Source organism: Enterococcus sp. DIV0421, from assembly GCF_051713745.1.
GTDB lineage: Bacteria > Bacillota > Bacilli > Lactobacillales > Enterococcaceae > Enterococcus_D > Enterococcus_D casseliflavus.
Genome location: NZ_JBIOQM010000001.1, coordinates 1,389,795 through 1,413,709, shown reverse-complemented (window position 1 = coordinate 1,413,709; position 23,915 = coordinate 1,389,795). Strand labels below are relative to the sequence as shown.

The 23,915-nt window shown below is 39.7% G+C and carries 22 protein-coding genes and 1 pseudogene; 16 read left to right on the top strand and 7 right to left on the bottom strand.

What is annotated here, in order from left to right; genetic code table 11:
* Nucleotides 1-191 precede the first annotated feature (191 nt).
* Entirely contained in the window at nucleotides 192-677 is a 486-nt protein-coding gene (locus IGI96_RS06945) for a hypothetical protein (protein WP_005226468.1), read from the top strand.
* 291 nt (nucleotides 678-968) lie between these two features.
* On the opposite strand, the gene IGI96_RS06940 is transcribed toward IGI96_RS06945, so the two are convergent.
* Genes IGI96_RS06940 through IGI96_RS06930 form a run of 3 tightly spaced genes read right to left on the bottom strand, consistent with a single transcriptional unit; the run spans nucleotide 969 to nucleotide 2,033 of the window.
* Complete coding sequence (locus IGI96_RS06940) at nucleotides 969-1,133, bottom strand: hypothetical protein (protein WP_005226470.1); 165 nt, start codon at nucleotides 1,131-1,133, stop codon at nucleotides 969-971.
* Complete coding sequence (locus IGI96_RS06935) at nucleotides 1,130-1,720, bottom strand: DUF1700 domain-containing protein (RefSeq protein ID WP_010748498.1); 591 nt, start codon at nucleotides 1,718-1,720, stop codon at nucleotides 1,130-1,132. The genes IGI96_RS06940 and IGI96_RS06935 overlap by 4 nt, the downstream gene beginning before the upstream one ends.
* A complete protein-coding gene (locus IGI96_RS06930; RefSeq protein ID WP_086338861.1) occupies nucleotides 1,707-2,033 on the bottom strand; it encodes a PadR family transcriptional regulator in 327 nt (108 codons plus the stop codon). Before IGI96_RS06930 ends, IGI96_RS06935 begins: the two co-directional genes overlap by 14 nt.
* 319 nt (nucleotides 2,034-2,352) lie before the next feature.
* Here IGI96_RS06930 and IGI96_RS06925 point away from each other — a divergent pair, with 319 nt between their 5' ends.
* Nucleotides 2,353-2,967: a TetR/AcrR family transcriptional regulator gene (locus tag IGI96_RS06925; RefSeq protein WP_172462561.1), complete on the top strand. Its 615-nt coding sequence runs from the start codon at nucleotides 2,353-2,355 to the stop codon at nucleotides 2,965-2,967.
* 63 nt (nucleotides 2,968-3,030) lie between these two features.
* Here IGI96_RS06925 and IGI96_RS06920 read toward each other — a convergent pair whose 3' ends face one another.
* Entirely contained in the window at nucleotides 3,031-4,746 is a 1,716-nt protein-coding gene (locus tag IGI96_RS06920; RefSeq protein ID WP_086338862.1) for a sensor histidine kinase, read from the bottom strand.
* On the bottom strand, nucleotides 4,740-6,245 hold the full coding sequence (locus IGI96_RS06915) for a response regulator (protein WP_086338863.1): 1,506 nt from the start codon (nucleotides 6,243-6,245) through the stop codon (nucleotides 4,740-4,742). Before IGI96_RS06915 ends, IGI96_RS06920 begins: the two co-directional genes overlap by 7 nt.
* Before the next feature lie 204 nt (nucleotides 6,246-6,449).
* Here IGI96_RS06915 and IGI96_RS06910 point away from each other — a divergent pair.
* From IGI96_RS06910 to IGI96_RS06885, 6 genes and pseudogenes are all read left to right on the top strand, one after another.
* Nucleotides 6,450-8,119, top strand: a pseudogene (locus IGI96_RS06910) (extracellular solute-binding protein).
* A gap of 148 nt (nucleotides 8,120-8,267) precedes the next feature.
* Nucleotides 8,268-9,200, top strand: a complete 933-nt coding sequence (locus IGI96_RS06905) for an ABC transporter permease (RefSeq protein WP_438784968.1) — start codon at nucleotides 8,268-8,270, stop codon at nucleotides 9,198-9,200.
* 16 nt (nucleotides 9,201-9,216) lie between these two features.
* Complete coding sequence (locus IGI96_RS06900; RefSeq protein ID WP_015508704.1) at nucleotides 9,217-10,104, top strand: carbohydrate ABC transporter permease; 888 nt, start codon at nucleotides 9,217-9,219, stop codon at nucleotides 10,102-10,104.
* A 6-nt stretch (nucleotides 10,105-10,110) separates the two neighbouring features.
* Complete coding sequence (locus IGI96_RS06895) at nucleotides 10,111-10,386, top strand: DUF624 domain-containing protein (protein WP_438784967.1); 276 nt, start codon at nucleotides 10,111-10,113, stop codon at nucleotides 10,384-10,386.
* 21 nt (nucleotides 10,387-10,407) lie between these two features.
* Entirely contained in the window at nucleotides 10,408-10,974 is a 567-nt protein-coding gene (locus tag IGI96_RS06890; protein WP_015509615.1) for a helix-turn-helix domain-containing protein, read from the top strand.
* A complete protein-coding gene (locus IGI96_RS06885) occupies nucleotides 10,932-11,819 on the top strand; it encodes an IS3 family transposase (RefSeq protein WP_315850476.1) in 888 nt (295 codons plus the stop codon). Before IGI96_RS06890 ends, IGI96_RS06885 begins: the two co-directional genes overlap by 43 nt.
* A gap of 166 nt (nucleotides 11,820-11,985) precedes the next feature.
* On the opposite strand, the gene IGI96_RS06880 is transcribed toward IGI96_RS06885, so the two are convergent.
* A complete protein-coding gene (locus IGI96_RS06880; protein WP_254907868.1) occupies nucleotides 11,986-12,429 on the bottom strand; it encodes a helix-turn-helix domain-containing protein in 444 nt (147 codons plus the stop codon).
* 558 nt (nucleotides 12,430-12,987) lie between these two features.
* On the opposite strand from IGI96_RS06880, the gene IGI96_RS06875 reads away from it, so the two are divergent.
* From IGI96_RS06875 to IGI96_RS06855, 5 genes are all read left to right on the top strand, one after another.
* Complete coding sequence (locus IGI96_RS06875; protein WP_086338813.1) at nucleotides 12,988-14,295, top strand: ABC transporter substrate-binding protein; 1,308 nt, start codon at nucleotides 12,988-12,990, stop codon at nucleotides 14,293-14,295.
* 29 nt (nucleotides 14,296-14,324) lie between these two features.
* Nucleotides 14,325-15,194 (top strand): carbohydrate ABC transporter permease, encoded by an 870-nt coding sequence (locus IGI96_RS06870; protein WP_005233036.1) that lies wholly within the window; start codon nucleotides 14,325-14,327, stop codon nucleotides 15,192-15,194.
* Entirely contained in the window at nucleotides 15,184-16,017 is an 834-nt protein-coding gene (locus IGI96_RS06865) for a carbohydrate ABC transporter permease (RefSeq protein WP_005233037.1), read from the top strand. The genes IGI96_RS06870 and IGI96_RS06865 overlap by 11 nt, the downstream gene beginning before the upstream one ends.
* Before the next feature lie 21 nt (nucleotides 16,018-16,038).
* Nucleotides 16,039-16,650, top strand: a complete 612-nt coding sequence (locus IGI96_RS06860) for a YesL family protein (protein ID WP_086338812.1) — start codon at nucleotides 16,039-16,041, stop codon at nucleotides 16,648-16,650.
* 70 nt (nucleotides 16,651-16,720) lie between these two features.
* A complete protein-coding gene (locus IGI96_RS06855; protein WP_086338811.1) occupies nucleotides 16,721-18,031 on the top strand; it encodes an alpha-glucosidase/alpha-galactosidase in 1,311 nt (436 codons plus the stop codon).
* 876 nt (nucleotides 18,032-18,907) lie between these two features.
* Here the strand turns inward: IGI96_RS06855 and IGI96_RS06850 are convergent.
* Nucleotides 18,908-19,756, bottom strand: a complete 849-nt coding sequence (locus IGI96_RS06850) for a helix-turn-helix transcriptional regulator (protein WP_254907867.1) — start codon at nucleotides 19,754-19,756, stop codon at nucleotides 18,908-18,910.
* Between the two features lie 208 nt (nucleotides 19,757-19,964).
* On the opposite strand from IGI96_RS06850, the gene IGI96_RS06845 reads away from it, so the two are divergent.
* The 3 genes from IGI96_RS06845 to IGI96_RS06835 all read left to right on the top strand — a co-directional run bounded on the left by IGI96_RS06845 (nucleotide 19,965) and on the right by IGI96_RS06835 (nucleotide 23,910).
* Nucleotides 19,965-21,152 carry an MFS transporter gene (locus IGI96_RS06845; protein WP_086338809.1) on the top strand — a complete coding sequence of 396 codons (1,188 nt, stop codon included), beginning with the start codon at nucleotides 19,965-19,967 and terminating at the stop codon, nucleotides 21,150-21,152.
* 865 nt (nucleotides 21,153-22,017) lie between these two features.
* The gene (locus tag IGI96_RS06840) at nucleotides 22,018-23,010 is read left to right on the top strand and encodes an ABC transporter permease (RefSeq protein ID WP_438784966.1); all 993 of its coding nucleotides are present in this window, start codon (nucleotides 22,018-22,020) and stop codon (nucleotides 23,008-23,010) included.
* Nucleotides 23,011-23,025: 15 nt separating this feature from the next.
* A complete protein-coding gene (locus tag IGI96_RS06835; RefSeq protein WP_010748894.1) occupies nucleotides 23,026-23,910 on the top strand; it encodes a carbohydrate ABC transporter permease in 885 nt (294 codons plus the stop codon).
* The last annotated feature ends 5 nt before the right edge of the window (nucleotides 23,911-23,915 follow it).

Here is a 23,915-nt window from a genome sequence, read left to right as displayed (position 1 = left end):
GACAAGCGAACCCGCTTGTTATCTGTACGATTTATTCTATCGCTATTCTACTGACTTCATAAGAAAGTGTCAAGAGAAGTGGATAAAAAAATAGCAAAAAACTTTTTTGAAAGTTTTCAAACTTTTACTTACACGAAAAATTTTCTTCTGCTAGAATAGTCGAGTACGAAAAAGAGAAAGGAAGTTGTTACATGCCCATCAATAAAAAAGAAAGTTTGATCTATACGACACTTATGTGTATTTTCATGGTGTATTTTATGAGTGTTTATAACCTCATGTTTCAAGTCGGTGTTTCGGCATTGGCATTCCAATTGGCGTGGAATGAATTGCCATTAGCCCTTTGTGTCGCCTTTATTTTGGATTGGTTCATTGTTTCTGGTCCGGCAAAAGGTTTGGCGTTTCGATTTTTGGACCATCAATCAGCTACTTGGAAAAAAATCGGGTTGATTTCTTCATTGATGATCGCCGGCATGGTGATCTGTATGTCACTCTTTGGTGCGTTGATGCACCCAAACCCTGATCACTCGGTGTTCGTCAATTGGCTAAGCAACATTGGGAAAAATGTGATCGTCGCATTGCCGTTGCAATTGTTCATTGCAGGTCCAATCGTTCGCCGAGTGTTTCGCGCCTTGTTTCCTATTGGCACTGTGCAAGAACAGCCAGTACTAGGGGAATAATCGATCATTAGAAAAAACGTACTGCAGACAGGTTCTGCCAAGGTTAGCTAAAACAGCTAGCTTGGCGATACCTGGACTTGCAGCACGTTTTTTGCTTTTATAGACAGCAAAAAAACCCATAGGATGGTATGGGTTTTTTTGGTTACCCTATGAAATAGGATACAGGATGTACCTATATAGTAATATGGTTCACTCAAAAAGAGAAGTTCAATTTTTTCACCGATACATGAAATTAATGCAAATTACTAGTTTTTCTGACGAAAAAATCAACTTATAATTATTTTCCGTCTGTCATTCCGTATAGAAACCAACGAGTTGATACCAGCGACGATGCTCAATATGGTAGGCATCAGGTGAGTAGCCTGACATTGAAAAACCGATAAAGGTGATGACCAGTCCGAGAATAATAAACAACAGACTGAGAAAAACGAAAAAGCGCTTATTGATTTTGATCATAGGACTGCCTTCTTTCGATAGTTTTGAACAAATGATTTCGGCCAAACGACAAGGGAGTGGGTAAGACGTGAAAAAGGTCGGCTCATACTATAAGTGGCGATCAGGCAAAGCAGCCCTAAACCAAATAAGAAAATCCCCATGCCTAACTGACTTAAAAAGAGATAGAAACCATCCGCCATCAGCATGGGACTTAAGACAACGCTGGCGATCCCACCGATAAACGTAGTGACACCAATCATGCCAGTGGTGAAAGGTACACACCAGATGATTATTAAAAAGCTTAGGATCAGCAAAGCGGCACTTAACAAGAGGCTGCCCCACAATGGGAAGCCCAGCACTAAAATCAAGAGCAAGAAGGGATGAAAGCGGCGGGGAATCTCAACTACGACCTCTTCCGTTTCGGTAACTGCTTGGATCAGTTCTTTTGGGGAGCCAAGGCGTGCCACGGCTTCTTCTTCGGTGTATCCTTCTTCCATCAAATCTTCGATCATCTCGTCATAATAGTTGATCAGCTGATGAATCTCGCTAGGTCTGACTTTTTCAGATAATTCCGCAGCCAATGCCTTGATAAAATCAACTCTGTTCATCTAATGTTCCTCCTTTAATAAATCGCTGGATCAATGTCAATTGGGGCCAGTCGTTGGTTAAAAAATCGTCGATCCGCTGTTTTCCGATTTTGGACAAGCGGTAATATTTTCGGGTCCGTCCTTGATGGCTTTTATTATAAGTCTCAACCGCTCGGCTGGCTTCTAAGCGCTTCAAGATAGGATAGAGCGTTGATTCTGAGATTGGCAGTAAAGGAGATATGTTTTTGACTAATTCATAGCCATAAGAGTCACCATGCTGCAAATAAGCCAACACACAAATTTCCAATAATCCTTTTTTTAATTGGGCATCCAAAGGCTCTCCTCCTGTTCATACTCATACTATACATTACATAGTATCATTCCACAAGCAGCACCAGTCAAAATCAGCCTTAAGTCTGAGCACCATAAGACAACAAGAGTTTCTTTAATAAAATGGTCAAAAATAAAAAATAAAATTAAGAAAATCGGCGGAAAGTATAGGTTAACGTGCTCTTTTTTGTTAAAGTAGAAGTATAAAGATTACTTTCAGTAAGAAAATGGGCGTTGGTTGTGCTTCTAAAAGCTGCAAGTAGTCAAAGTGAATGAGACGAACATCAGCAAGAATTGGTGACGTCCAGAAAGGAAGGGGTATTATGAGAAAAGCAACGATTACGAAAAAATATTTGATCAATTGCTTAAAAAAATATCTGGTGGAATATCTTTATCGACCAATCACTGTCCGCGACATTGCTAAATATGCACGAACATCGACCCAACCGATCTATTTAAATTTTTCAAACATGCAAAATTATAAACAGGCGATGGTTGATGATGTGTTTCGCGACATTCACGAAACAAAAAAAGAGTCAGAAGAGACACTCGATTCCTTATACAGCTTTTGGCAGGACTATTACGTATTTGCCAGCCGCAATCGTAACCTCTTTTTCGCACTTTTTTTAAATGATATTGGCTGTGGTCCTTACATAAAAGAGCGTTCTTTTGCTTATTTTCAAGAAGCAATTGCTGAATCAGCTGTTTTTCAATGTGCGCATAAAAGCGATCTGAGAAAATATCATGAAGAAGCCTTGATCTTTTTTAGTGGGTTGGTATTGCTGTTTATTCGTGAAGGGTGTAGTGACAGCAAGAATGATTTTATGAAAGATACCATTGAGTATTGGGAACGAATGTTAAAGGAACCAGAAAGCGCGCCACGTGATCGGGGACCGCAAGCATTGTTAGAGGCTGGTGCGTTTGCTGTAGAAGAATAGGTACTTGAAATCAAGCATTAAAATAAATATCTGAATATTTCGACACAAAAAAACCGTTAGTGATCAAACATTCTTCACTAACGGTTTTTTTTGAGGAGGCAAGTCTTGCGGTATGAGTAGAACAATTGTGGTTTTTTCACCTTTTACTGATTGAATCGCTAAGGAAGCTTGCGTGCCATAGTACAATACTAGCCGCTGGCGTACATTGTTGATACCATAATGTTGATCAGAAGGTTGCTCCAGTTGTTTTAGCTGTTCAGGATCAATTCCAGGACCATTGTCTTGAATCTCAAACCGCAGCCATTGTCCTTCTTTGAGGCAGCGGATCGTCAATACACCTCTGCGGTCATCTTCAATATGATCCAGCCCATGAAAGACGGCATTTTCGACAAACGGCTGCAAGAGTAGATTGATCATCGGATATTCATCGATATTTGAGTCAATTTCGAGGACTAAATCAAAGGAATGGTGATGCATTTTTTGCTGAATTTTAGCATAGGTGATCGTCAGATCGAGTTCTTTGCTGACAGATAACCGATTGGATCCTTGGTTTAGGCTGAGACGGTAGAATCGAGACAGCAGCTGAGCCATCTCACGGATTTCGTGATTGCCGTTTAGTGTGGCAGTATTGCTGATCAATGCTAAGGAATTATAAAAGAAATGCGGATTGATCTGGGCTTGCAGAACCCGCAATTCGTATTCTTTTTGTTTCAGTTCGGCTTCATATACTTCATTGATCAGCTCAGCGATTTTATCTAGCATTTTTTGAAAATTGGTGTATAACTGTCCAACTTCATCTTCTGAAGAATAACTATGCTCGATTTTGAATTGATCCATTGATAAAGAAGCCATTTGCTGGGCCAAAGAATTGATCGGCTGTACCACTGTTTTTGCTAGCCACCAGCTGGATAAAACCAATATCACTAATACAAAACCAAAGATAATGAGTGCCGCACCAACTAGATACAGTAGACTGCTGAAAAATGACTGTGCGGTTTTAACAAAAACGATTTGCCAATGATTATCCAGCAGTACAGGGGCTTCTTCAATAACTGCGCTTCCAACCAACCACTGTTTTTGAGTACGCTGCTGCTTCGTCAAATAATCAATGCGGTAAAGCGTCTGCCCGGTCTCTGACTGGATCGTCAAATCGTAAGGTTCCTCAGTGACTGCATCAAGATTCGTGAACAATGCTGCTCGATCGATGGTCAAAACGATGTAGTTTAGGGAATCTGCGGTATGGCCTTTTAAAAAAAGGTTGGTATAAAAAGAAAGTTCCTCCCGTTCTTTGTCAAAATACGTGCGAATTTCAGTCGAGGGTTTCTCTTTGAGAAAAGGCAGCGCCGTGTCAGCAGTGATTTTTTTGACATATTGCCCATGATCATAAAGATCGATCGTGGTGTATAGCGTGATGCCTTTGATATCTGCTTGCGGAAAACGAACACTGTGAAACAAAGGCAAGATCGTATTTTGAAAGAGATTGTATTGATCAAAGTTTGAGAAGCGTTGACTAGAAAGTTCTTGCGTCAAGGCGGTATTGTTGGCTAAGAAAAGCAGGCTGTCCCGATAGGTATGGATCTTGCTTTCTAACTGATAGCTGATACTTTTGAGATTATCGGAGTAAGCACTTTTTTCCTGCTGTTGGATAAAGGCTCGGATGATAGACACCCCGACAAAGGTCAAAACGATCAGAGGAACAATGCTTGAAAGAATCGAAATAAGGGCGATCTTTTTTTGAAAGCGAAAATTTTTAAAACAATCGTGGACTTTTCTTAACAAGAGGGACCTCTCTTTCTATAGGCATCCGGCGTCATTCCGACAATTTCTCGGAACGTTTTGCAAAAATAGGAATAATGATTAAAGCCAACTTGTTTGGAGATAGTTCGAATGCTGCAGTTCGAGTTCTTTAAACGCTTCTGAGCCTGTTTGATACGGTAAGACTTGATGTATTTGGTGATACCCATGCCTTCAGAAGTACTGAATAATTCGCTTAGGTAGTTAGGATTGATATTGACTTCCTTTGCTAAGCGCTCCAAGCTCAACTCTTGGTGAAAATGAGCGAATATATAGGATTTTACTTGGCGCACATAGTCATTTGACTGACTCCCGTTGATTTGAAGCAGTGCATCATGGATATAACGGAAGAGGGCATCAAAAATATCCGCAATTAATTGTAGACTTGGCGCTTCCAGTATTTTTCCGATCTGATTAGCGCCATGCTCCGCATCAAAGGCGATCGTGCACTGATCGATGATGGTTTGATAAAAGGTCGCAAAATAAAATTTGGTATTGGTTGGTTCCTCACGTCCATTTGTTTCAAAGCAGTCGAAAACTGTTTTCACAAGCGCGTGTGCTTTTTTACTTTCGTATTGATTCACATACGAAATGGTTTTTTCAAAAAGAGCTTTCTTGACGATGTAGTGATCTCCCGGAAGCAGCTGGCAGATTTTCCCTTTGTTTTGCTGATAAAAAGACCGCTGACTGGTCTTCAGTAAGTCATGATAGGTGCCGTACATTCCTGAATGGTGGGGAACTGGTCCGCTGTCAAAAAGTGTTATTTTTTGCTGAAACTGCTCGGAAAAATAGGTAGTCAAGTTGTTTTTTCGCTCCTCGATTTCCCTTTTTGGCAAAGGTTCGTTAAAAAAGAGCAGTTGTGCTGGAGCTAAAAATAAACTGAACATTTCAGGAAATGCAGCAGACAGTGAAGGGACGAAATCCGGCGCATTCCAAGAATCCAGCGGCCAAGTAACGAGAAAAAAAGAGGGATGAGTCTTAAAAAAATCTTGTGCAACCGATTGCTCTTCCTTCGGTAGTGAATGCCAAGGATAGCCATAAAAAAGTTTACTCAAAATCTCTTTCAAATAATGGGTTTGTGCGATTGTTTTTGTGTAAGAGCGCTGCTTTTGTTGATCGATAAAAAGAATGATTTTATTTATTTGTTCATAAAAATCATCAGGGTCGATTGGTTTTAAGAGGTAGTCAACCGCTTGTAACTGTATGGCTTTTTTTACATAATGAAAATCTTCAAAGCCGCTGATAAACATCACAGGAATTTCAGGAACTGCTTCTTTGATTCTCGCTACGAGGGCATGTCCATCCATAAAGGGCATCTTTACGTCGGTAATTATCAAGTCAAAGGGCTGTTTCTGAAAAAGTTGCCAGGCTTCGCGGCCATTTTTGGCTTCTTCGATCCGCCATTCTTTTTCATGCTGACTCAAGAAGTATTTGATCACTTCTCTTTGATCGTAGCTGTCATCAGCAAGCAGCAGTCGGTACATGGTTTTCGCCGTCCTTTCGTATAGAGAAAATTACACAGTCGCTTCTTCTTTCTATAGTAAGCGATAAACAAAAAAAGCAACAGAACAAATTTGTAAACGTTTTATTTTCTGGAAATCGTGCTATAAATCTGAAAAAAGTGCTATATTTTCTATGGAAGCGATTGCGTATAATAAGGATATCAAAAAAGTTTGAGGAGGAAAACAATGAAATTCAGGCGGGGAACAGCAATTTTAACAGCCATGGCTTCAGCACTTATTATGACAGGATGCAGTTCAGAAGAAGCAAAGACCAATGAAAATGGGGATACCGTGATTACGATCGGACGCCAAACCGCACCGAACTCAAAACTGCCGGAGGGGGACTCTTACAGCAACAACGCGTATACTCGATTGATTCAAGAACGCTTGGGCATCGAACTGGAGAGTGCCTTTGAAGCCCACGGGGAAGATTACGATCGGCAAGTATCGCTAGCGATCGCTTCAGGGGAACTACCGGATACAATGATCGTCGGATCAAGAGATGAATTGGAAGAATTAGTTAACAATGATTTAGTGGAAGACTTGACCGAAGTATTTGAGGAGCATGCCGACGATTTTCTAAAAGACATCTATGATTCGTTTGATGGGATTCAGTTAGAAGCAGCTACGTTTGATGATCGCTTGATGGCGATCCCATCTACTAGCGATGACTTCGGGCCCAATCTTGTCTGGTTGCGCCAGGACTGGCTAGATGAGCTGGGTATTGAACTGGATAAAGATGGCAATCGCTCAATTACATTGGATGAGTTGAAGGAAACAGCGATTGCTTTTCAAGAAAATGATTTAGCCAACACCGGAAAAGCGGTTGGTTTGCCATTGGCCTTCTGGTTGTCCTCGCCAAATCATGGCGGCACGGCATATACAGGGACAGCCATTATGAATGCGTTTGGAGCCTACCCAAAATCGTATCTCCAAGATGAGAATGGACAGATGTTTTATGGATCCAATACGCCAGAAATGAAAGAAGCACTAACGCTGCTGAAGGAATGGCAAGATGAAGGGTTCATGGATCCGCAATTTGGTACCCGGACGTATGACGATATCCATGCCATGATGGTTAATGGGGAAACGGGCATCGCTTTTGGTCCTTGGCACATGCCTGACTGGGGGTTAGTACAAGCTAAACAAAATGATCCGAATGCTGAATTTGTTCCTTATGCCCTTGAAAATGCTAACGGCGATGGCGGGGTCAATGCCGTGGCTAACCGCGGTACTGGGCAATACATCGTGGTACGCAAAGGTTTTTCTGAGCCGGAAAAAATCATGGAGATGATCAATCTGATTTATGGTGAAGTTGCCAACTCGGAAGATATTGAAACCGAGTTTCCGGAAATTTATGACTATGCGAAAGTGGATGTCGATGGGACGGTTCGTCCATGGAATGTTGTTTTCTTAAAAGCCTATAGTGAGATTGATGATGCTGTAGAAGCTTCCAAGGCGGCGGTTGGTGAAACATCTATCGATGATATCTCTAACTTCTTCATCAAAGAAAATGCCGAAAAAATCAAGCAATATCTGGATAGCCCTGAAGAAACCGATCCGGTGGACTGGACCCGCTATGCTTCCCGCTATTTAGCCGTCAATAATGTGATGGGCGGTATCAGAGAGCAAGGACGCTTGAATGAAGTGAAACCACCGCGTTTTGATTCGATCAAAGCCAATGAACGAAACGGGCACAAGTAGGGAAACTGGAGGAAGAGACCTTCATTAAGTTTATCACTGGAGAAGAACCCCTGGAAAACTTCGATAACTATGTTGAAACCTGGAATAGCCAAGGTGGAACAGCCATACTTGAAGAAATGCAAGAAGTAGTAGATCAGCGAGCAGATAATTAAGCGGCCACTCCAGCGGTTCTGACACTCGTCTTTCGAACAAAGAAAAGCAAGGTTGTATGCAGGGAAATCGACTGCAGGTGCCTTTTCTTTGTTCGAATTTTTTCATCAAGCGGCTGGTGAGGCAAAAATTTTATGGAGGAGTAAGTAAATGGAACTTTCTGTTGAAAAAGAAAGCAAAAAAGAAAAGAAAAAGTGGTTTTCTCGAGACCAGCTTTTCTTTTTAGGGATGATTTTACCAGGCATCATTTTTATTTTGATTTTTTCTTATGGTCCTATGTTTGGGCTGTTGATGGCATTTCAAGATTATGTGCCAGCGAAAGGTGTATTAGGTTCTGAATTTGTGGGATTCGAGCACTTTCGCTATTTGTTCAGTTTACCGGATATTTTCTTAGTGACTAAAAACACGATTTTTATCGCTTTTTGGAAAATTATCTTTAATACGATCGTACCGATTCTTTTTGCGATTCTATTAAATGAAGTACGTGTAAAGTGGATGAAACGCTCCATTCAGACCATCGTTTATTTGCCCCATTTTCTTTCATGGGTCATACTGGCTTCAGTAGTGGTCAATTTATTCAGCCTTGATGGAACGGTGAATAAAATTTTACAAAACTTTGGTGTAGAACCATTAAACTTTTTGGGTAGTAATCAGCTATTTCCGCGTTTGCTGATCGGGACCGATGTTTGGAAAAGTTTCGGTTACAGTTCGATCGTGTACCTTGCTGCCATTACCTCGATTGATCCAGGGTTATATGAAGCAGCAACGATGGATGGTGCTTCTTGGTCAAAAAAAGTCTGGCACGTAACCCTGCCGGGGATGATGCCTTTTATTTTGCTGATGACGATTTTGTCGCTGCCTAATATCTTAAATGCCGGCTTCGACCAAATTTATAACCTGTATTCTCCGGTTGTGTATCAAAGCGGTGATATTATCGATACCTATGTCTACCGAATCGGTCTGATCGGTCGAGACTACAGCTTAGGGACTGCCGTTGGTCTGGTCAAATCGGTGATCGGTCTATTCTTGATTTGGTCTTCCAACAAAATTGCGGAGAAGAAGACTGACAGAGTGATGTTTTAAGGAAAGGAAAAAAGAGATGAAAGAAAAATTTAGTATACGGCATGCAGTAATTTATTTGATCGTCATTGTTTTAGCTCTTTCTTGTTTAGTACCGATGTTGAATGTCGTGGCACTTTCTTTAAGCAGCAGCAGTGCGGTCGCGGCAAATGCTGTGGGGCTATGGCCAGTGGATCTGACCTTAGCGGCTTATGAGCGCATCATGAGCGATCAGCAGTTTTGGCGTTCCTTTGGGATCTCGGTCATTCGTGTGATCGTTTCGTTGCTGTTGAACCTCTTGATGATCGTAACGATGGCTTACCCGCTGTCTAAATCAAAAAAAGTATTTCGAACGAGAAAATTATTCATGGGCGTGATGGTTTTTGCTATGCTATTCAGCGGCGGCATGATCCCAACGTATTTAGTCGTTCGCAATCTAGGGTTATTGAATACGATTTGGTCCCTGATTTTACCTAGTGCAGTCCCTATCGGCAGTGTGATCTTGGTGATGAATTTCTTTCGGGGAATCCCCAAATCATTGGAAGAATCTGCTCGGATCGATGGTGCCAACCCGCTGCAGATTTTGGGACGAATCTATATCCCAATGTCATTGCCTTGTTTGGCAACCGTTTCTCTATTCAGTATTGTCGGCAGTTGGAATGATTTTTTCAGTGGACTGATCTATATGACCAAGACTGAAAACTATCCTTTAATGACCTATATCCAAACACTATCAGTCAACATTGCTGAAACAATGCAACAAGCCGGAAATTTGACTTCCGAGCAGCTACAAAGTCTACTAGCGGTCTCTGATCGAAACTTGAATGCAGCGAAGATCGTGGTGGCAGTGGTGCCGTTATTGATTATTTATCCGCTTCTACAAAAATATTTCGTTCAAGGAATCGTTGTCGGATCAGTAAAGGAGTAAACCCACATGATACACTTTTTTCATTCAGAAAACTTCTTCGCACGAATCGCTTGGAAATTCAGCCAGTTGCTCCTATTAAATGTACTACTCTTGTTTTTTAGTTTGCCGCTCTTCACGATCGGTGCAGCCATTACTGCGGGCTCAAAAGTGGCGACTGACCTGATAGAAGGAAAAGCACCGGCTGTTGTTCAGCAGTTTTGGTCGACCTTTTGTCAAAGCTTTCGAAAGAGCACTCTCATCTGGCTTATGAAGCGACCCCCAAAAGTTAGACCAAAAATCTAACTTTTGGGGGTCGCTATTTGTATGGCAAAATATCCTTTTGAATTAAAACTAAAAATCGTTAAAGAATATCTTAGTGGTGTGGGTGGATATCGGCATCTTGCCAATAAATACGGTATTTCAAGCAAGTCTCAAGTAAGTGATTGGGTGAATGCCTATCGTGAATACGGAGAGGAAGGTCTATTGAGAAAGCATCAAAATCAGAAATATTCTGTTCAATTTAAGTTAAATGCGATAGAGTTATATCAAACAAGTGAGATGTCCTATCGAGAAGTTGCCAGCACTTTAGAAATGAACAACCCTGCGCTTATTGCCAATTGGATGCGTAATTTCAGAGAAGCAGGTATTGAGGGGATCTCAAAAGAGAAAGGACGACCACTTACTTTGGCTAGAAAAAAAGAGAACAAAAAAGAAAATACAACAACTGAAGAACGCGATCGTATCAAGGCATTAGAAAAGCAAGTCCGATCCCTTCAAATTGAGAATGCCTTTTTAAAAGAGTTGAGGAAGCTGCGAAAACAGGAAGCCCAGCAAAGACGCAAGAATCAATCGCACGAATCATCGCCAGCCTCCGAGGATCATTCAAACTAGTTGAGCTTCTTGAAACATTGAAATTTCCTAAAGCAACCTATATGTATTGGCAGAAACGGTTTGACAGACCAAACCCAGACCAAGAAATTGAAGAAAAAATGATTGAAATTCGCAAGGAGCATAAAGACTATGGCTGTCTGCGACTAAAAAAAGAATTAGAGAATCAAGGGATTCATGTCAATAAAAAGAAGATTCAACGTCTGATAAAAAAACTAGGTATCGAAGTAAAGTCTTACACTCGAAAATCTCGACGGTACAATTCTTATCGTGGGAAGGTTGGCACTGTCGCCAAAAATCGTATTCATCGTCGGTTTTATACAAATATCTGTCACCAAAAAATTACAACTGATACCACAGAGTTTAAGTATTATGAAGTAGACACCACAGGTGTCGTTCGTCAGAAAAAGCTGTATTTAGATCCTTTCATGGATTTCTACAATAGTGAAATTCTATCTTATCGGATTTCTGAAAAACCAAACGCACTAGCCATAATGGAAGGATTAGAAGAAGCAATCCAGATGACAAATGATTGTCCATTTCGTAGAACCTTCCATTCAGATCAAGGATGGGCCTATCAAATGAATGCTTATAAGAATAAATTGAAGCAGCATAAAATCTTCCAGAGTATGTCTCGTAAAGGGAATTGTTTAGATAACTCACCTATGGAAAACTTCTTTGGTTTATTAAAGCAAGAGATTTTTCATGGAGAAGTCTATCGGAGTTTAGATGAATTGAAAACAAAAATTGACCAATATATCTATTATTACAACCATAAACGCATCAAAAAGAAATTAAATTGGCGAAGTCCAGTTCAGTTTCGAGAAGCTGTAAAAACAGCTGTTTAACAGTTAATTTTATCGTACAAAAAAGGAGTGGATTTCTCCACTCCATAAAAGTCTAACTTTTTGGGGTCACTACAAAATGATTTATTTTGAGTACTTCTTTTTTATGTATTGATATCTTGCTTCTCTCGCAGCTTTTCAACTAGAAATACGCAACCATACCACTATTCTATTTTCGAGATAACTGTTCACTAATCAAACGACTTGTCACTTCAAACGCCGTAGTGATGTTCTTTCGCTCTTCACTAGAAAGCACCTTTCCTGAGAAGGTTAAGTTAGGTTCTTTTTTTAGAAAATCAAGAAACTTTACCATTTGTTTAGAAATATCTTTTTGACTGCTATTTCGATAGTCTAAGAAATTCTTTTGTAAATCAGGGATAGCTTCGGTTTGATTATCAAGAATTAAATCTGTAGACACATGAAATATTTCTGCTAGTTTTAAAATCTCGGTATCTCTTAACGGTCGCTCGCCTCGTTCAATTCTGCCGAGAACATTTTTATTAAGGTTCATTAGCTTTGCTAGATGCGCTTGAGAATAATTTTTACTTTCTCTGAGATTAACCACATTTTCCCCTATTCTTGAGGGTTCGTATAAGTTCTCTTGTTGGGACATAAGTTCTGCACCTCTCATACCTGTTTTATAAAAGCGTATCACAGAATACAAAATAGGTATGTTTTGTATATAAAATAGATTTTACTGTTTAAATATCTATTTTGTTGTTATAAGATGAGTTGTATACAAAATAGATACGGTTTTAATTAAAACTGTTATAGGTTGAAAAATGGAAATGAGACTATGTGCTGGGAAATACATTCGTTCAATCTATTTCCATGGGAATCAGCTGTTGCCAGTTACTTTTTTATCATGAGTTGTCAAATCAATCAGATAATGCAAGTCCATATACAACACTAATTTTTAAACTTACCAAGGAACTTCATGATTAAGGTAAAGTTCAATAGAATATGCTCATAGTCACGAACTGGAGAAGAGTTTCATCACACACCTAAGACTTTCCTAACAGCACCAATGATAAAACTTTGATCGATCATAGTAAGTGAAAGAGAAAGGAGGAATTTTATAAACGTTACCACTTGATTTCCAGACAAAGTTTGCGAGAAAGGCTTAGGCTTTAGTTGATTTTCAACCAAACAATTATAAGGAGGAATTTATGTGAGAAAAAGATTGTGTTTGCTAGGGATAGTTTGTTTTGTTAGTATCCTGTTTCTATCGGCTTGTTCCAATGAATCAAATCATAGTGAGTCTGGCAGCAATGAAGGAAAAGTTTCGCTAACCATGACAGCCTGGGGAAATCCCGCAGAACAAGAAGTATATCAGCGAGCGATTGATGCCTATATGAAACAAAATGAAAACGTATCCATCGAACTTATTCCTGCTCCTGGGGATACGTATGCGCAGCAATTACTCACGCAGTTGCAAGGAAGTCAAGCTCCTGACTTATTTTATGTAGGGGAGGTACAAATGGCGCAACTGATTGCGACTGGACGATTGATTGAATTAACAGATTTCTTGGAATCAGAGGATAGCTATGTCAAAGTTGATGACTTTGCCTCAGGAATCTGGGGACCTGCTCGAAGAGGGGAGCAAATCTACGGTGTTTCTGTCGATTCCAATCCAATGTTGTTGTATTACAACAAAAAAGTGCTAGAAGAAGCAGGACTTGATCCTAACGAACCGCAAAAATTATATGAATCTGGAAATTGGACTTGGGATAATTTCCAAAAGATAAATGAGACGGTCACTGCTAATGGAAAATATGGTCATGTCCTAGAAAATGGTGCACATCACTACTTCAGTTGGTTGTGGTCAAATGGTGGAGAAATGTATGGGGACGATGGTTCGTTTATTTTACCTGAAAATGAACGAGGAATAGAAACCTTTGCTTATTTGACGAAAAATGTAATTGACGGGAATTTCACCTATGCCGGGGCTTTGCCAGAGGGGCAAGGTGGGGATGCCATGTTTATGTCCAACCAAACAGCCTTTGTGTCAGCGGGGCGGTGGTTTACACCAATGTTCAGCGAAAATGAGGCATTAGAGTTTGATTACATTCCATATCCTACTAATACAGGTGAACAAATCGAGCCTAGCTTTATTGCAACCGCGTATTTAGCAGTAGGTGATCATTCAAAAAATAAAGAAGAAGCGTTGCGCTTTCTATCCTACTATACTTCGGAGCAAGGACAACGGGATCGGTTAGAAGATGAGGGGAATGCTGTTCCTTCTGTGACGGCAGCAGATGACATCATTGAAAATGCCACGATACCTGAGCATGCCAACTATTTAATCGATGCAAGAGATATCGGTAAAGTAGAAGACAAACAGGCATTGGTTCCAGGACTAAGTGATCAATTAGAAAGTATTCTGGATCTACTCTTCTTAGGGCAGTTAGAGCTTGATGAAGCTGTAGTACGCTTGGAAAAAACAGCCAATGAATTGATCGAAGCCAATCAACCGTAGCAATACTTATTAGATGAGGAGGTGGTAGGATGAGGAAAAGCACAACAAAATGGGCCTGGTTATTTCTAACGCCACAATTAGTAGGGCTCATCATTTTTTCTCTGATTCCAGTGGCAATAGCAATTGGCTTGAGCTTCATGTCATGGGATGGATTTGGTGCTCGGACGTTTGTAGGGATTCAGAATTATATCAATCAATTTGCCAATCCTGATTTTTGGACAGCAACATACAATACATTGCTCTATACCTTATTCACTGTTCCGATCGGTCTGAGTTTGGCGCTGGTATTAGCGGTCGTTTTGAATAAACGTACTGGAAAAAATGTGTATCGATTGTTCTTTTTCATGCCGGTTGTGACAAGCTCAGTCTCTGTGTCCGTCATGTGGATGTGGATTTTAAATGGTGATATTGGGATATTGAATCAGGTATTGGGGATGATCGGTATCCAAGGACCTAATTGGCTGACGGACACTCGGATCGTGATGCTATCTATCGCTATGTTAAGCATCTGGTGGCAACTAGGGTACAACATGGTAATTTTTTTAGCAGGTATTCAAAATATCTCCAAATCCTATTATGAAGCCGCGGAAATGGATGGTGCCAGTAAGTTGCAGCAATTTTTTAAAATCACCTTACCGATGCTTTCACCAACGACATTCTTTCTATCCATTATGGCGATCATTAGTTCGTTTCAAGTGTTTGACCAAGCGTTTGTTCTTACTCGAGGTGGTCCGGGGAAAGCCAGTTATACACTTGTTTATCACATTTATCAGCAGGCCTTTATTGATTTTCGCTTTGGGTCAAGTGCAGCAGGCGCGGTTATCCTGTTTGTAGCGATTTTGGTTCTTACATTGATTCAATTTTATGCGCAAAAAAGGTGGGTTCATTATGAAGAATAAGAAAATTAGCGTAGGCAAATTGTGCTTACACGGATTACTAGCAATCGGTTCTTTTTTGATGGTCTTTCCTTTTCTCTGGACGATCGGCAGTTCCTTAAAAAATATGACACAGATTTTTGCAATACCACCTGTTTGGTTCCCGAATCCGATTGTCTGGCAAAATTACCTCGATTCATTGCAAGCGATGCCTTTTGGTCGCGCCTATTGGAACAGCTTCTACATTACGATCATCGTCGTTGTTAGTCAGCTTTTCACTGGATCGATGGCTGCTTATGCTTTTGCAAAATTGAAATTCAAAGGTTCCGAGGCTCTGTTTCTGCTATTTTTAGCGACAATGATGATTCCTAAGCAAGTCACCATGATTCCATTGTATTTGATTATGGACAAGCTCGGCTGGTTAAACACGCATTTGCCGTTGATCATTCCTGGTGCTTTATTTAACGCCTTTGCAGTTTTTTTATTGAGACAATTTATTCGAGGAATCCCCAAAGAATTAGAAGAGGCGGCAGTGATGGATGGTGCGAGCATCCCGCGTATTTATTGGAGTGTCATATTACCATTGATCAAACCGGCGCTTGCAGCCATGACGATCTTTATCTTTATGGGCACGTACAATAACTTCATGGATGCATTGATTTATCTTTCAACGCCTGAAAAATTCACGGTTCCTTTGTTGCTAAATAACTTTAAAGGACTCTATGTGACAAATTGGTCTTACATGATGGCAGGTGCCACGATTTCGGTAATTCCAATTATTCTGGTCTATTTGTTTGCCCAACGCTATATTATCGAAGGAATCACATTGACAGGGATCAAGGGATAGATAAAAAAGGATGATTAATAAGTGAAAATCAATCAACTGGCACAGTATCTAGAGTGGGTAATGAAATTTGCGTACCTCAACATTCTCTGGTTAGGGTTTACCCTTTTAGGGGTTGGTCTCTTTGGATTTTTTCCAGCTACGATGACTAGCTTCATTCTGTTAAAGAGCTTCATCGTTGATGGTGAAACCGAATGGACAGCGCAGGACTTCTTTATTTGCTATAAAAAAGTATTTTTTCGTAGTAATAAATTAGGATGCATCTGTTGGTTGATTCTCGGCAGCTTAGGGATCAATTTTCACATAGTTTTAACCTCCGAAGAGCCGCTGTTTATCGGTTTACGCATTCCCATACTATTAGCGATTATTGGTACTTTATCCATGCTTGTCTATGTGTTTCCTATCAGTGTTTATTGGGGAAGATCGATGTATCAGACCTTTTTTTCAGCAGGATGCTTTGCACTGGCATTTCCAGTTCAAACAGCTAAGGTCTTGGCTTTGCTTATTCTCATAGCGTGTATAGGGTTTCTTTTTCCGATGTTTCTGTTGTTCTTTTCTGGAAGTGTATCAATGTATCTAGTGTTGAAAAATTATGTCTTGCTACAGATAAAAATAGACAAACAATCGATGGAGTAAATGTTGCCAATAGGAAAATAGAAGATTGATTTTTCGAGAAAATATGGAAGAGATTGAGAGGAGCAAGTACATGGTTAAAATTACATTTATTGGTGCAGGAAGTACGATATTTGCAAAAAATGTGTTGGGGGATGCGATGCTGACCCCAAGTTTATCTGAGGCTGATATTGCATTATACGATATCAATGAACAGCGGCTTAGAGAATCGGAGCTAATGTTGAGAACGATCAATAAAAATGCCAATCATGATCGGGCAAAAATCCGAACCTATCAGAATCGCAAAGAAGCTTTAACCGACGCAGATTTTGTCATCAATGCAATCCAAGTAGGCGGCTACCAGCCATCTACAGTGATTGATTTTGAGATTCCCAAAAAATACGGTCTAAGACAAACCATTGGTGATACCATGGGGATCGGTGGGATTTTCCGCACCCTACGGACATTGCCAGTGATGCTAGAGTTTGCAAGAGAAATGGAGGAAGTCTGCCCTCAAGCTTGGTTATTAAATTACACCAATCCAATGGCGATGTTGACGATGGGGATTTTGAAAGGAACGAAAATTAAAACTGTTGGACTCTGTCATAGTGTGCAAGTTTGTGTGTCAGAGTTGTTTAAGCAACTTGGGATTTCAGAACAATATAATGCTGATGAATTTCAGTGGAAGATCGCCGGGATCAACCATATGGCTTTTTTACTGGAATTGACAAAAGACGGGAAAGATTTTTATCCAAAAATCAGAGAACTAGCAGCAGCCAAACCACATCCTCATCAAGATTCGGTGCGTTTTGAACTGATGAAACGTTTTGGCTATTACATCACAGAATCCAGTGAACACAATGCAGAATATCATCCTTACTTTATTAAAAATTTGTACCCAGAATTAATCGATAGTTTCGATATTCCGCTAGATGAGTATTTGCGCCGCTGTGAAAATCAAATTAGTGACTGGAATCAGATGAGGGAAAGTATTGTTATGAATGGGGAATTAACCCATACTCGCAGTAATGAATATGCGTCATACATTATGGATTCAATTGTAACTGGTACTCCTTCTGTTATAGCAGGGAATGTTTTGAATAAAGGCCTCATAACCAATCTTCCTGAAGACTGCTGTGTTGAAGTCCCCTGTTTAGTGGACAAGAACGGCATTCAACCAACCTATGTAGGTCAACTGCCTACCCAGTTAGCAGCGTTAAATCGAACAAACATCAACGTACAAGAATTAACAGTCGAAGCTGCATTGACATTGAACCGGTCGAAAATCTATCAAGCAGCTTACCTAGATCCGCATCTCTCTTCAGAACTCTCGCTAGAAGCAATTACTTGCCTAGTGGATGAATTAATTGAAGCCCATGCAGGTTATTTGCCAGAGTACAAATAGAAAAAGTTCGGCTTTAGTCTATTGTTATGGTGCTGGAAGTAGGGCTACATTAAAGCATAGATACAAATTAAAAAAGATGTAGTGGCGGCTTTTTCATCATTCATTTCGAGAATCTATTAAAAGAAGCGAACCAAAAAATTGTAAAATGATTTTTTAGTTCGCTTCTTTTTTGTTTTTGCGTAGAAAATGATCCAACACAAAAAGTCCGTTCGACAGAAGACCTGAGAAAATTTGGACCGAATCTTTCTTTTAATACAAATCGGAAAAGATCCGAAAACAAGTGTGGTGGTATTGTTAGTCCAAAATTGATGACAGAATGCTTTAAATGATTCGTCTGTCGATGTCGAATAACTCAAATTTCCCCTAGTTACGACAGATGACGAAAAGTACTTAGAATATAAGCTTCTTTTGATATATAATGTTATCTAAGGGGATGAATCACTCCTAATTTTTGACATCGACAGAAAGAGGACTATAAAGCCTATTATTTCAATGTGTAGTAGATGCGGGGTTCAAATCTAAAATAGTGGAATGTAAATAAAAGAGATCAAGCTTTTGATATTTATAGAAAAGCGGTTCAAATCTAAAAGAGTGGAATGTAAATCGAAGACATACCAAAACAACTTATGGGAGATCCTAGTTCAAATCTAAAATAATGGAATTTAAAGCTACTTGTTGACCGCTAGTAACAACCGTGTGATCTTATCTAAATCTAAAATAATGGAGCATCAACAGCATTCAATTAACGATCGACTGAATCATCACAACATCACCCTCCAAAAAAGATGGAGGGGCTAGTCACTTTCTCAGCTCAAAACAAACTTTCATCACCAATTCCCTCATTATAAACAATGCAATCCTCCAATAAACCTGCTATCAACCCAAAAACTGTCGTCCCTCCTTCTCAATCAACTCACAAGTCCATTTATCTTCAAATAACGATGCCATCTGTCTTGCTTGCTCAAACAAATCCGTATCTCCGATCGCAAAACTTTTTCGAGCAGTGGCTAACGAGTAGTAATCATAGCGCTTGCTCTTTTTTGCCAATAGCAGGGCTTGATCCGCGGCTTCTTTCGCCTCTTGGTGTTGCTGCTCTTGCAGATAAAGCAAGGCGACATTCAAATGAATCGCACACTGTAAAGACATAGTGTTTTCTAGTGCTTCGTATTTTTTTAGTTGTTGGATCAATTGGCGGGCGATGGCGTGGGCGATTTCAACTGGAAAGAGGTATAAAAGACAATTGATCAGCTTAATATCATCAAGGGTCCAGTCGGAATAAGCTTGAAGTGCATCCCAGGGAACCGTCAAAAGAACTTTGGGCAGGCAAGGAATTTCTTTTTCTGCATTCGTTGAGAGCGCTGTGAGAGAGTCGATTACATACAACAATAAGTCAATGGTTTTACTGACGGATGTTCTTTGGAAAAGTAAACATTGTTCTTTCAAAGCAAGCAATGCTTTTAGATCCTGGTTGGAAAACAAAGAGAAAAATTGATGCAAGATTTGTTGTTTTTCATTTAAACGGTATCCTTGGGCGATGTAAAAAAATTCCTCAAAACCGCAATCGATTCGCGCTAAAAGTGCGATAAAAAGGGTAACGGAGGGCGTTAATTTTTCATTCTCAAATTTAGATAAGGTGGTTCTTGAAAGCAGGTCTTTACAAACTTGCGCTTGCGTGATGCCACGGCTTTTTCTGATTTTACGATACGTGGTTCCTAAATTATTCATAGGCACCTCCTTGAGCAATGTGATTATAGTGTACATAAGATAATTTTACCCGTCAATCTGGTATAGTAGAACTATTAGACAGCTAGGCAACACCAGATAGAGGAGGCCCACAAATGAATCATACAAAATAAAATCCTTTACTTAGCAAATGGCGATCAATAACTAGAAAAACGAGCAATCGTTATTTCTAAGTAAAGGTGGAAAACAAATGAAGAAGAATCAGGGATTTACTCAATTGATCATTGGCCAAACAGTGGCGAATGTCGGGGATACCATTTATATTGTGGCAATTATCAGTTCTATTTTTAGCTGGACGGACTCTGCTTTGGCAGCGGCGCTTGTCCCAGTGCTAGTAACAGGAGGTGGTGTCATTTCCGGCTTTCTCTCACCGGTCATCACGAGTTATTTTCGCTTAGAACAAGTGCTGAAGGTCAGCCAGATGTGCAAAACAGCCTTACTCTTTTTTATGACCGCGTATCTCTATCTGAAAGCTGAAACGATGAATCTATTGGTTTTATATTGCCTTGTCGCATTGATTTCGTTTTTGGACGGCTGTTCAGAACCAATTAGTCGTGCCTTGATCCCGAAATATGTGGAAAAGCATCGCCTCGTCAAAGCCAATGGAATATTCAATTCGATGCTTCAAACAGTCAACATCGGCAGCTGGGCGATCGGAACCTCCTTGCTGCTAGTATTTTCTGTTCATCAGTTGGTTTTATTAGACAGCTTTCTGTTTCTAAGTTCCTCGATAGTATTAGCGTTTTTGCCTAGAACGACTCGAGAAAAAAACGAAAAGCAGCCATTAGGACACCAGTTGTTTATTGGCTGGCGCTGGATTATGAAAGATCCTCTGGTTCGGGTGATCGTTGGTATGGACATGCTGGAAAGTATCGCCAATACAGCATGGGTGTCCGCGATTGTGTTAGTATTCGTCCGAGAAGTGATGCAGGCACCTGATGCTTGGTGGGGCTATATCAACGCCACTTATTTTGTTGGTGCGTTGCTAGGAAGTGCGCTGGTGATGCGATTTTCCGAGCGGTTTGATAAAAACAAACGAACAGCGATTGTAATGGGCGCTGTCTTGGGCGGACTGATCACCGTTGCCGTTGCCCTATCAAGCGACCGCTTTTTGATTCTAGGACTATCCGTTTTAATCGGGCTCTTTTCCCAGATCAAAAATATTCCACAAGCCTCATTAATCCAACAAAAAGTAGCAGCCGATCGATTGGTTGCCATCTACGCTGCCTCAGGCATCTTAAATTCCGGTGTTTTTGCTTTATTCACCTTGTTGATGGGACAGGTAGCAGATGTTTTTGATGTACGGTGGGTGTTTGTTCTTTCCGGCAGTTTATTGCTTCTAGTGGGGCTGATTGCAGGGAAGCTTAAAGTTAGTTAAAAGTAAGAGAGATAGTAGTCAAGAGAAACTCTTTTTTACTAAGTTCTATAAGATAAAACTAGCTTTAACGGTTAGCTTAGGTAAAGGCACGTACAGGAAGATGAAAAAGTAATCACAGCTAGTTAGGAACAGTCCCTGACTAGCTTTTTGCGTAGTGATCTAAACGCTCTTACATCGAGAATACAATGATTATTGTAGATTTGATCAGTAGCTGATCACAGATCATTCATATGCAAAAGCATTTCGTAGCTGAATGTTGAGATTGACTAAGTATGGGACTGCTATAGGAGGAAAGCGCAAGCGTCTCTATAGAAAACTTGATTACTTGAAAGAAAAGCTTTGTATTGATTTGGAGTAAACTCACAATTTTTTTGAATATCTTTAGTTTTCCGAGATTCCCCTAAAAAGCTCATCTAACAGCTCTTAACCTTATATACATTTACAAATTTAACTCTTATCTTTTCGCTTTTAGTTAGTTAAAAAGCAAAAAATAAATGTGAATCCGAGCTATTTTTAAATAATTAACTAGATAATCTTCCGATTGGAACGGTTAAACAGTGAATGATTGTTAGAAAATAGATTAGGGAATGCAAGTTGTGATAAGTAAACTCATAAAAGAAGAATGCTAGAAAAGTAGAGAAAAAATAGGATTAATGAAATAATCGAGATCCTTAATTTTTAACAATTTTCGTAAACCATAAATGAATTGAAGGAAGCTTAGTGTGAGTGAAAGAATAATTACAAAAAAATATTGACTTAAAAAAATGGCTATGGTAATCTATAAACGAAAATAGTGGGAACGTTTCCAAAAAAGCATCTTCGTTAAATTTTTATTTTTTTAAACAAAAATGGAAACGTTTCTAAAATGTATTGGGAGGAGATTGAATTGGAAAAGACATTGGGACCAGGTGGTGAGATAAGGACGGTACAACGGGATAAAAAAAATATCTCGAAGTGGAAAAAATTAAAGAAACAGTTGCGGCGTGATAAGTGGATGTACTTGTTGCTCTTACCAGGTATCATCATGACGTTTATCTTTAAGTATGTGCCAATGTACGGTGCTGTGATTGCATTTAAAGACTATAATCCTATGCTAGGAATTTTGGAAAGTCCTTGGGTAGGACTAGATCACTTTAGGGAATTTATCAGTTCACCAAATTTTACGCTTTTGCTGAGCAACACATTAAAAATTAGCATTTATGGTTTATTGTTAGGTTTTTTTCCACCAATTATTTTAGCACTGAGCTTGAATCAAATTATCAATAAAAAAATAAAACAGAAAATCCAGTTGATTCTATATGCGCCGAATTTTATCTCAGTAGTTATTATCGTGGGGATGCTGTTTTTGTTCCTATCCGCAAATGGACCTATTAATGGGTTAGTAGAAAAGGTTACGGGGCAACTAATTATGTTCATGTCTAATCCAGCTTATTTCAGAACGATTTATATTTTATCGGGAATTTGGCAAGGAATCGGCTGGTCATCCATTCTTTACACCGCGACGCTGGCGGGAGTCAGTACCGATTTATATGAGGCAGCAAATATCGATGGGGCAAATATTTTACAAAAGATTTGGCATATCGATTTGCCGGCATTGAGGCCTGTAATGGTGATCAGCTTCATCTTGGCCGCCGGCGGTATTATGAATGTAGGATATGAAAAAGCCTACTTGATGCAAACTTCAATGAACATCCCTGCCTCAGAAATCATTTCCACTTATGTATACAAAGTCGGCTTGCAATCAGGTGATTATGCCTACTCTGCTGCTGTTGGTCTGTTCAATATGATTATTAATGTCGTTTTATTACTGATTGTCAACAATATAACCAAGCGGCTAAACGATGGTCAAGGCTTGTAATGAAAGGAGAAAATTATGAATAGTGCTTTATCAAAAATCGACCGTCAAATCTTATGGTTGAATCGAGTGATTGTAACTTTTTTAGTCGTCATCACCATTGTTCCGCTGATTTATGTACTGGTAGCTTCTTTTATGGACCCAGCTACTTTGATCAATAAAGGTATAAGCTTCAATCCGAAAGATTGGACAATACAAGGATATCAACGGGTATTTGCAGATGATTCCATTTTACGCGGTTTTGTAAATTCGTTGTTTTACTCTTTTAGCTTCAGCTTATTGACTGTATTTATTACGATGATCACTGCGTATCCTTTATCTCGACCTAACTTGGCTGGGAAAAAGATTATTATGACTTTTTTTGTCATTACAATGTTCGTTGGTGGCGGCTTGATACCTACCTATTTATTGGTAAAGAACTTGGGCATGTTAGATAGTGTATGGGCGATTATCATACCAGGTGCTATAAATGTGTGGAATATTATCTTAGCGCGTACCTATTTTAGTGCTTTGCCAAAAGAACTTTCTGAAGCTGCTACTATCGATGGCGCCAATGACTTGCAAATACTGTTCAAAGTCATGCTTCCATTAGCTAAACCAATTATGTTCGTATTGTTTTTATATGCCTTTGTTGGGCAATGGAACTCATATTTTGATGCCATGATCTATATCAAAGATCCCGACTTACAGCCGTTGCAACTCGTATTAAGAAATATTTTGATCCAAAACCAACCCTCACAAGACATGGTGGGAGCCAATACAGCCATGGCAGAAATGAAACAAATTGCTGAGTTGATCAAATACGCAACGATCGTCATTTCTAGTCTGCCATTAATCATAATGTATCCTTTCTTCCAAAAATATTTTGATAAAGGTGTTTTAGTTGGTTCTGTTAAAGGATAAGTATT

Excerpts from the sequence above, each read along its gene's own strand:
- IGI96_RS06925 (WP_172462561.1), top strand. The coding sequence starts at position 2,353 with ATGAGAAAAGCAACGATTACGAAAAAATATTTGATCAATTGCTTAAAA.
- IGI96_RS06850 (WP_254907867.1), bottom strand. The coding sequence starts at position 19,756 with ATGAATAATTTAGGAACCACGTATCGTAAAATCAGAAAAAGCCGTGGC.
- IGI96_RS06865 (WP_005233037.1), top strand. The coding sequence starts at position 15,184 with ATGAAGAATAAGAAAATTAGCGTAGGCAAATTGTGCTTACACGGATTA.
- IGI96_RS06935 (WP_010748498.1), bottom strand. The coding sequence starts at position 1,720 with ATGAACAGAGTTGATTTTATCAAGGCATTGGCTGCGGAATTATCTGAA.
- IGI96_RS06880 (WP_254907868.1), bottom strand. The coding sequence starts at position 12,429 with ATGTCCCAACAAGAGAACTTATACGAACCCTCAAGAATAGGGGAAAAT.
- IGI96_RS06845 (WP_086338809.1), top strand. The coding sequence starts at position 19,965 with ATGAAGAAGAATCAGGGATTTACTCAATTGATCATTGGCCAAACAGTG.
- IGI96_RS06890 (WP_015509615.1), top strand. The coding sequence starts at position 10,408 with ATGGCAAAATATCCTTTTGAATTAAAACTAAAAATCGTTAAAGAATAT.
- IGI96_RS06945 (WP_005226468.1), top strand. The coding sequence starts at position 192 with ATGCCCATCAATAAAAAAGAAAGTTTGATCTATACGACACTTATGTGT.
- IGI96_RS06855 (WP_086338811.1), top strand. The coding sequence starts at position 16,721 with ATGGTTAAAATTACATTTATTGGTGCAGGAAGTACGATATTTGCAAAA.
- IGI96_RS06905 (WP_438784968.1), top strand. The coding sequence starts at position 8,268 with ATGGAACTTTCTGTTGAAAAAGAAAGCAAAAAAGAAAAGAAAAAGTGG.
- IGI96_RS06940 (WP_005226470.1), bottom strand. The coding sequence starts at position 1,133 with ATGATCAAAATCAATAAGCGCTTTTTCGTTTTTCTCAGTCTGTTGTTT.
- IGI96_RS06900 (WP_015508704.1), top strand. The coding sequence starts at position 9,217 with ATGAAAGAAAAATTTAGTATACGGCATGCAGTAATTTATTTGATCGTC.
- IGI96_RS06835 (WP_010748894.1), top strand. The coding sequence starts at position 23,026 with ATGAATAGTGCTTTATCAAAAATCGACCGTCAAATCTTATGGTTGAAT.
- IGI96_RS06915 (WP_086338863.1), bottom strand. The coding sequence starts at position 6,245 with ATGTACCGACTGCTGCTTGCTGATGACAGCTACGATCAAAGAGAAGTG.
- IGI96_RS06870 (WP_005233036.1), top strand. The coding sequence starts at position 14,325 with ATGAGGAAAAGCACAACAAAATGGGCCTGGTTATTTCTAACGCCACAA.
- IGI96_RS06840 (WP_438784966.1), top strand. The coding sequence starts at position 22,018 with ATGTATTGGGAGGAGATTGAATTGGAAAAGACATTGGGACCAGGTGGT.
- IGI96_RS06895 (WP_438784967.1), top strand. The coding sequence starts at position 10,111 with ATGATACACTTTTTTCATTCAGAAAACTTCTTCGCACGAATCGCTTGG.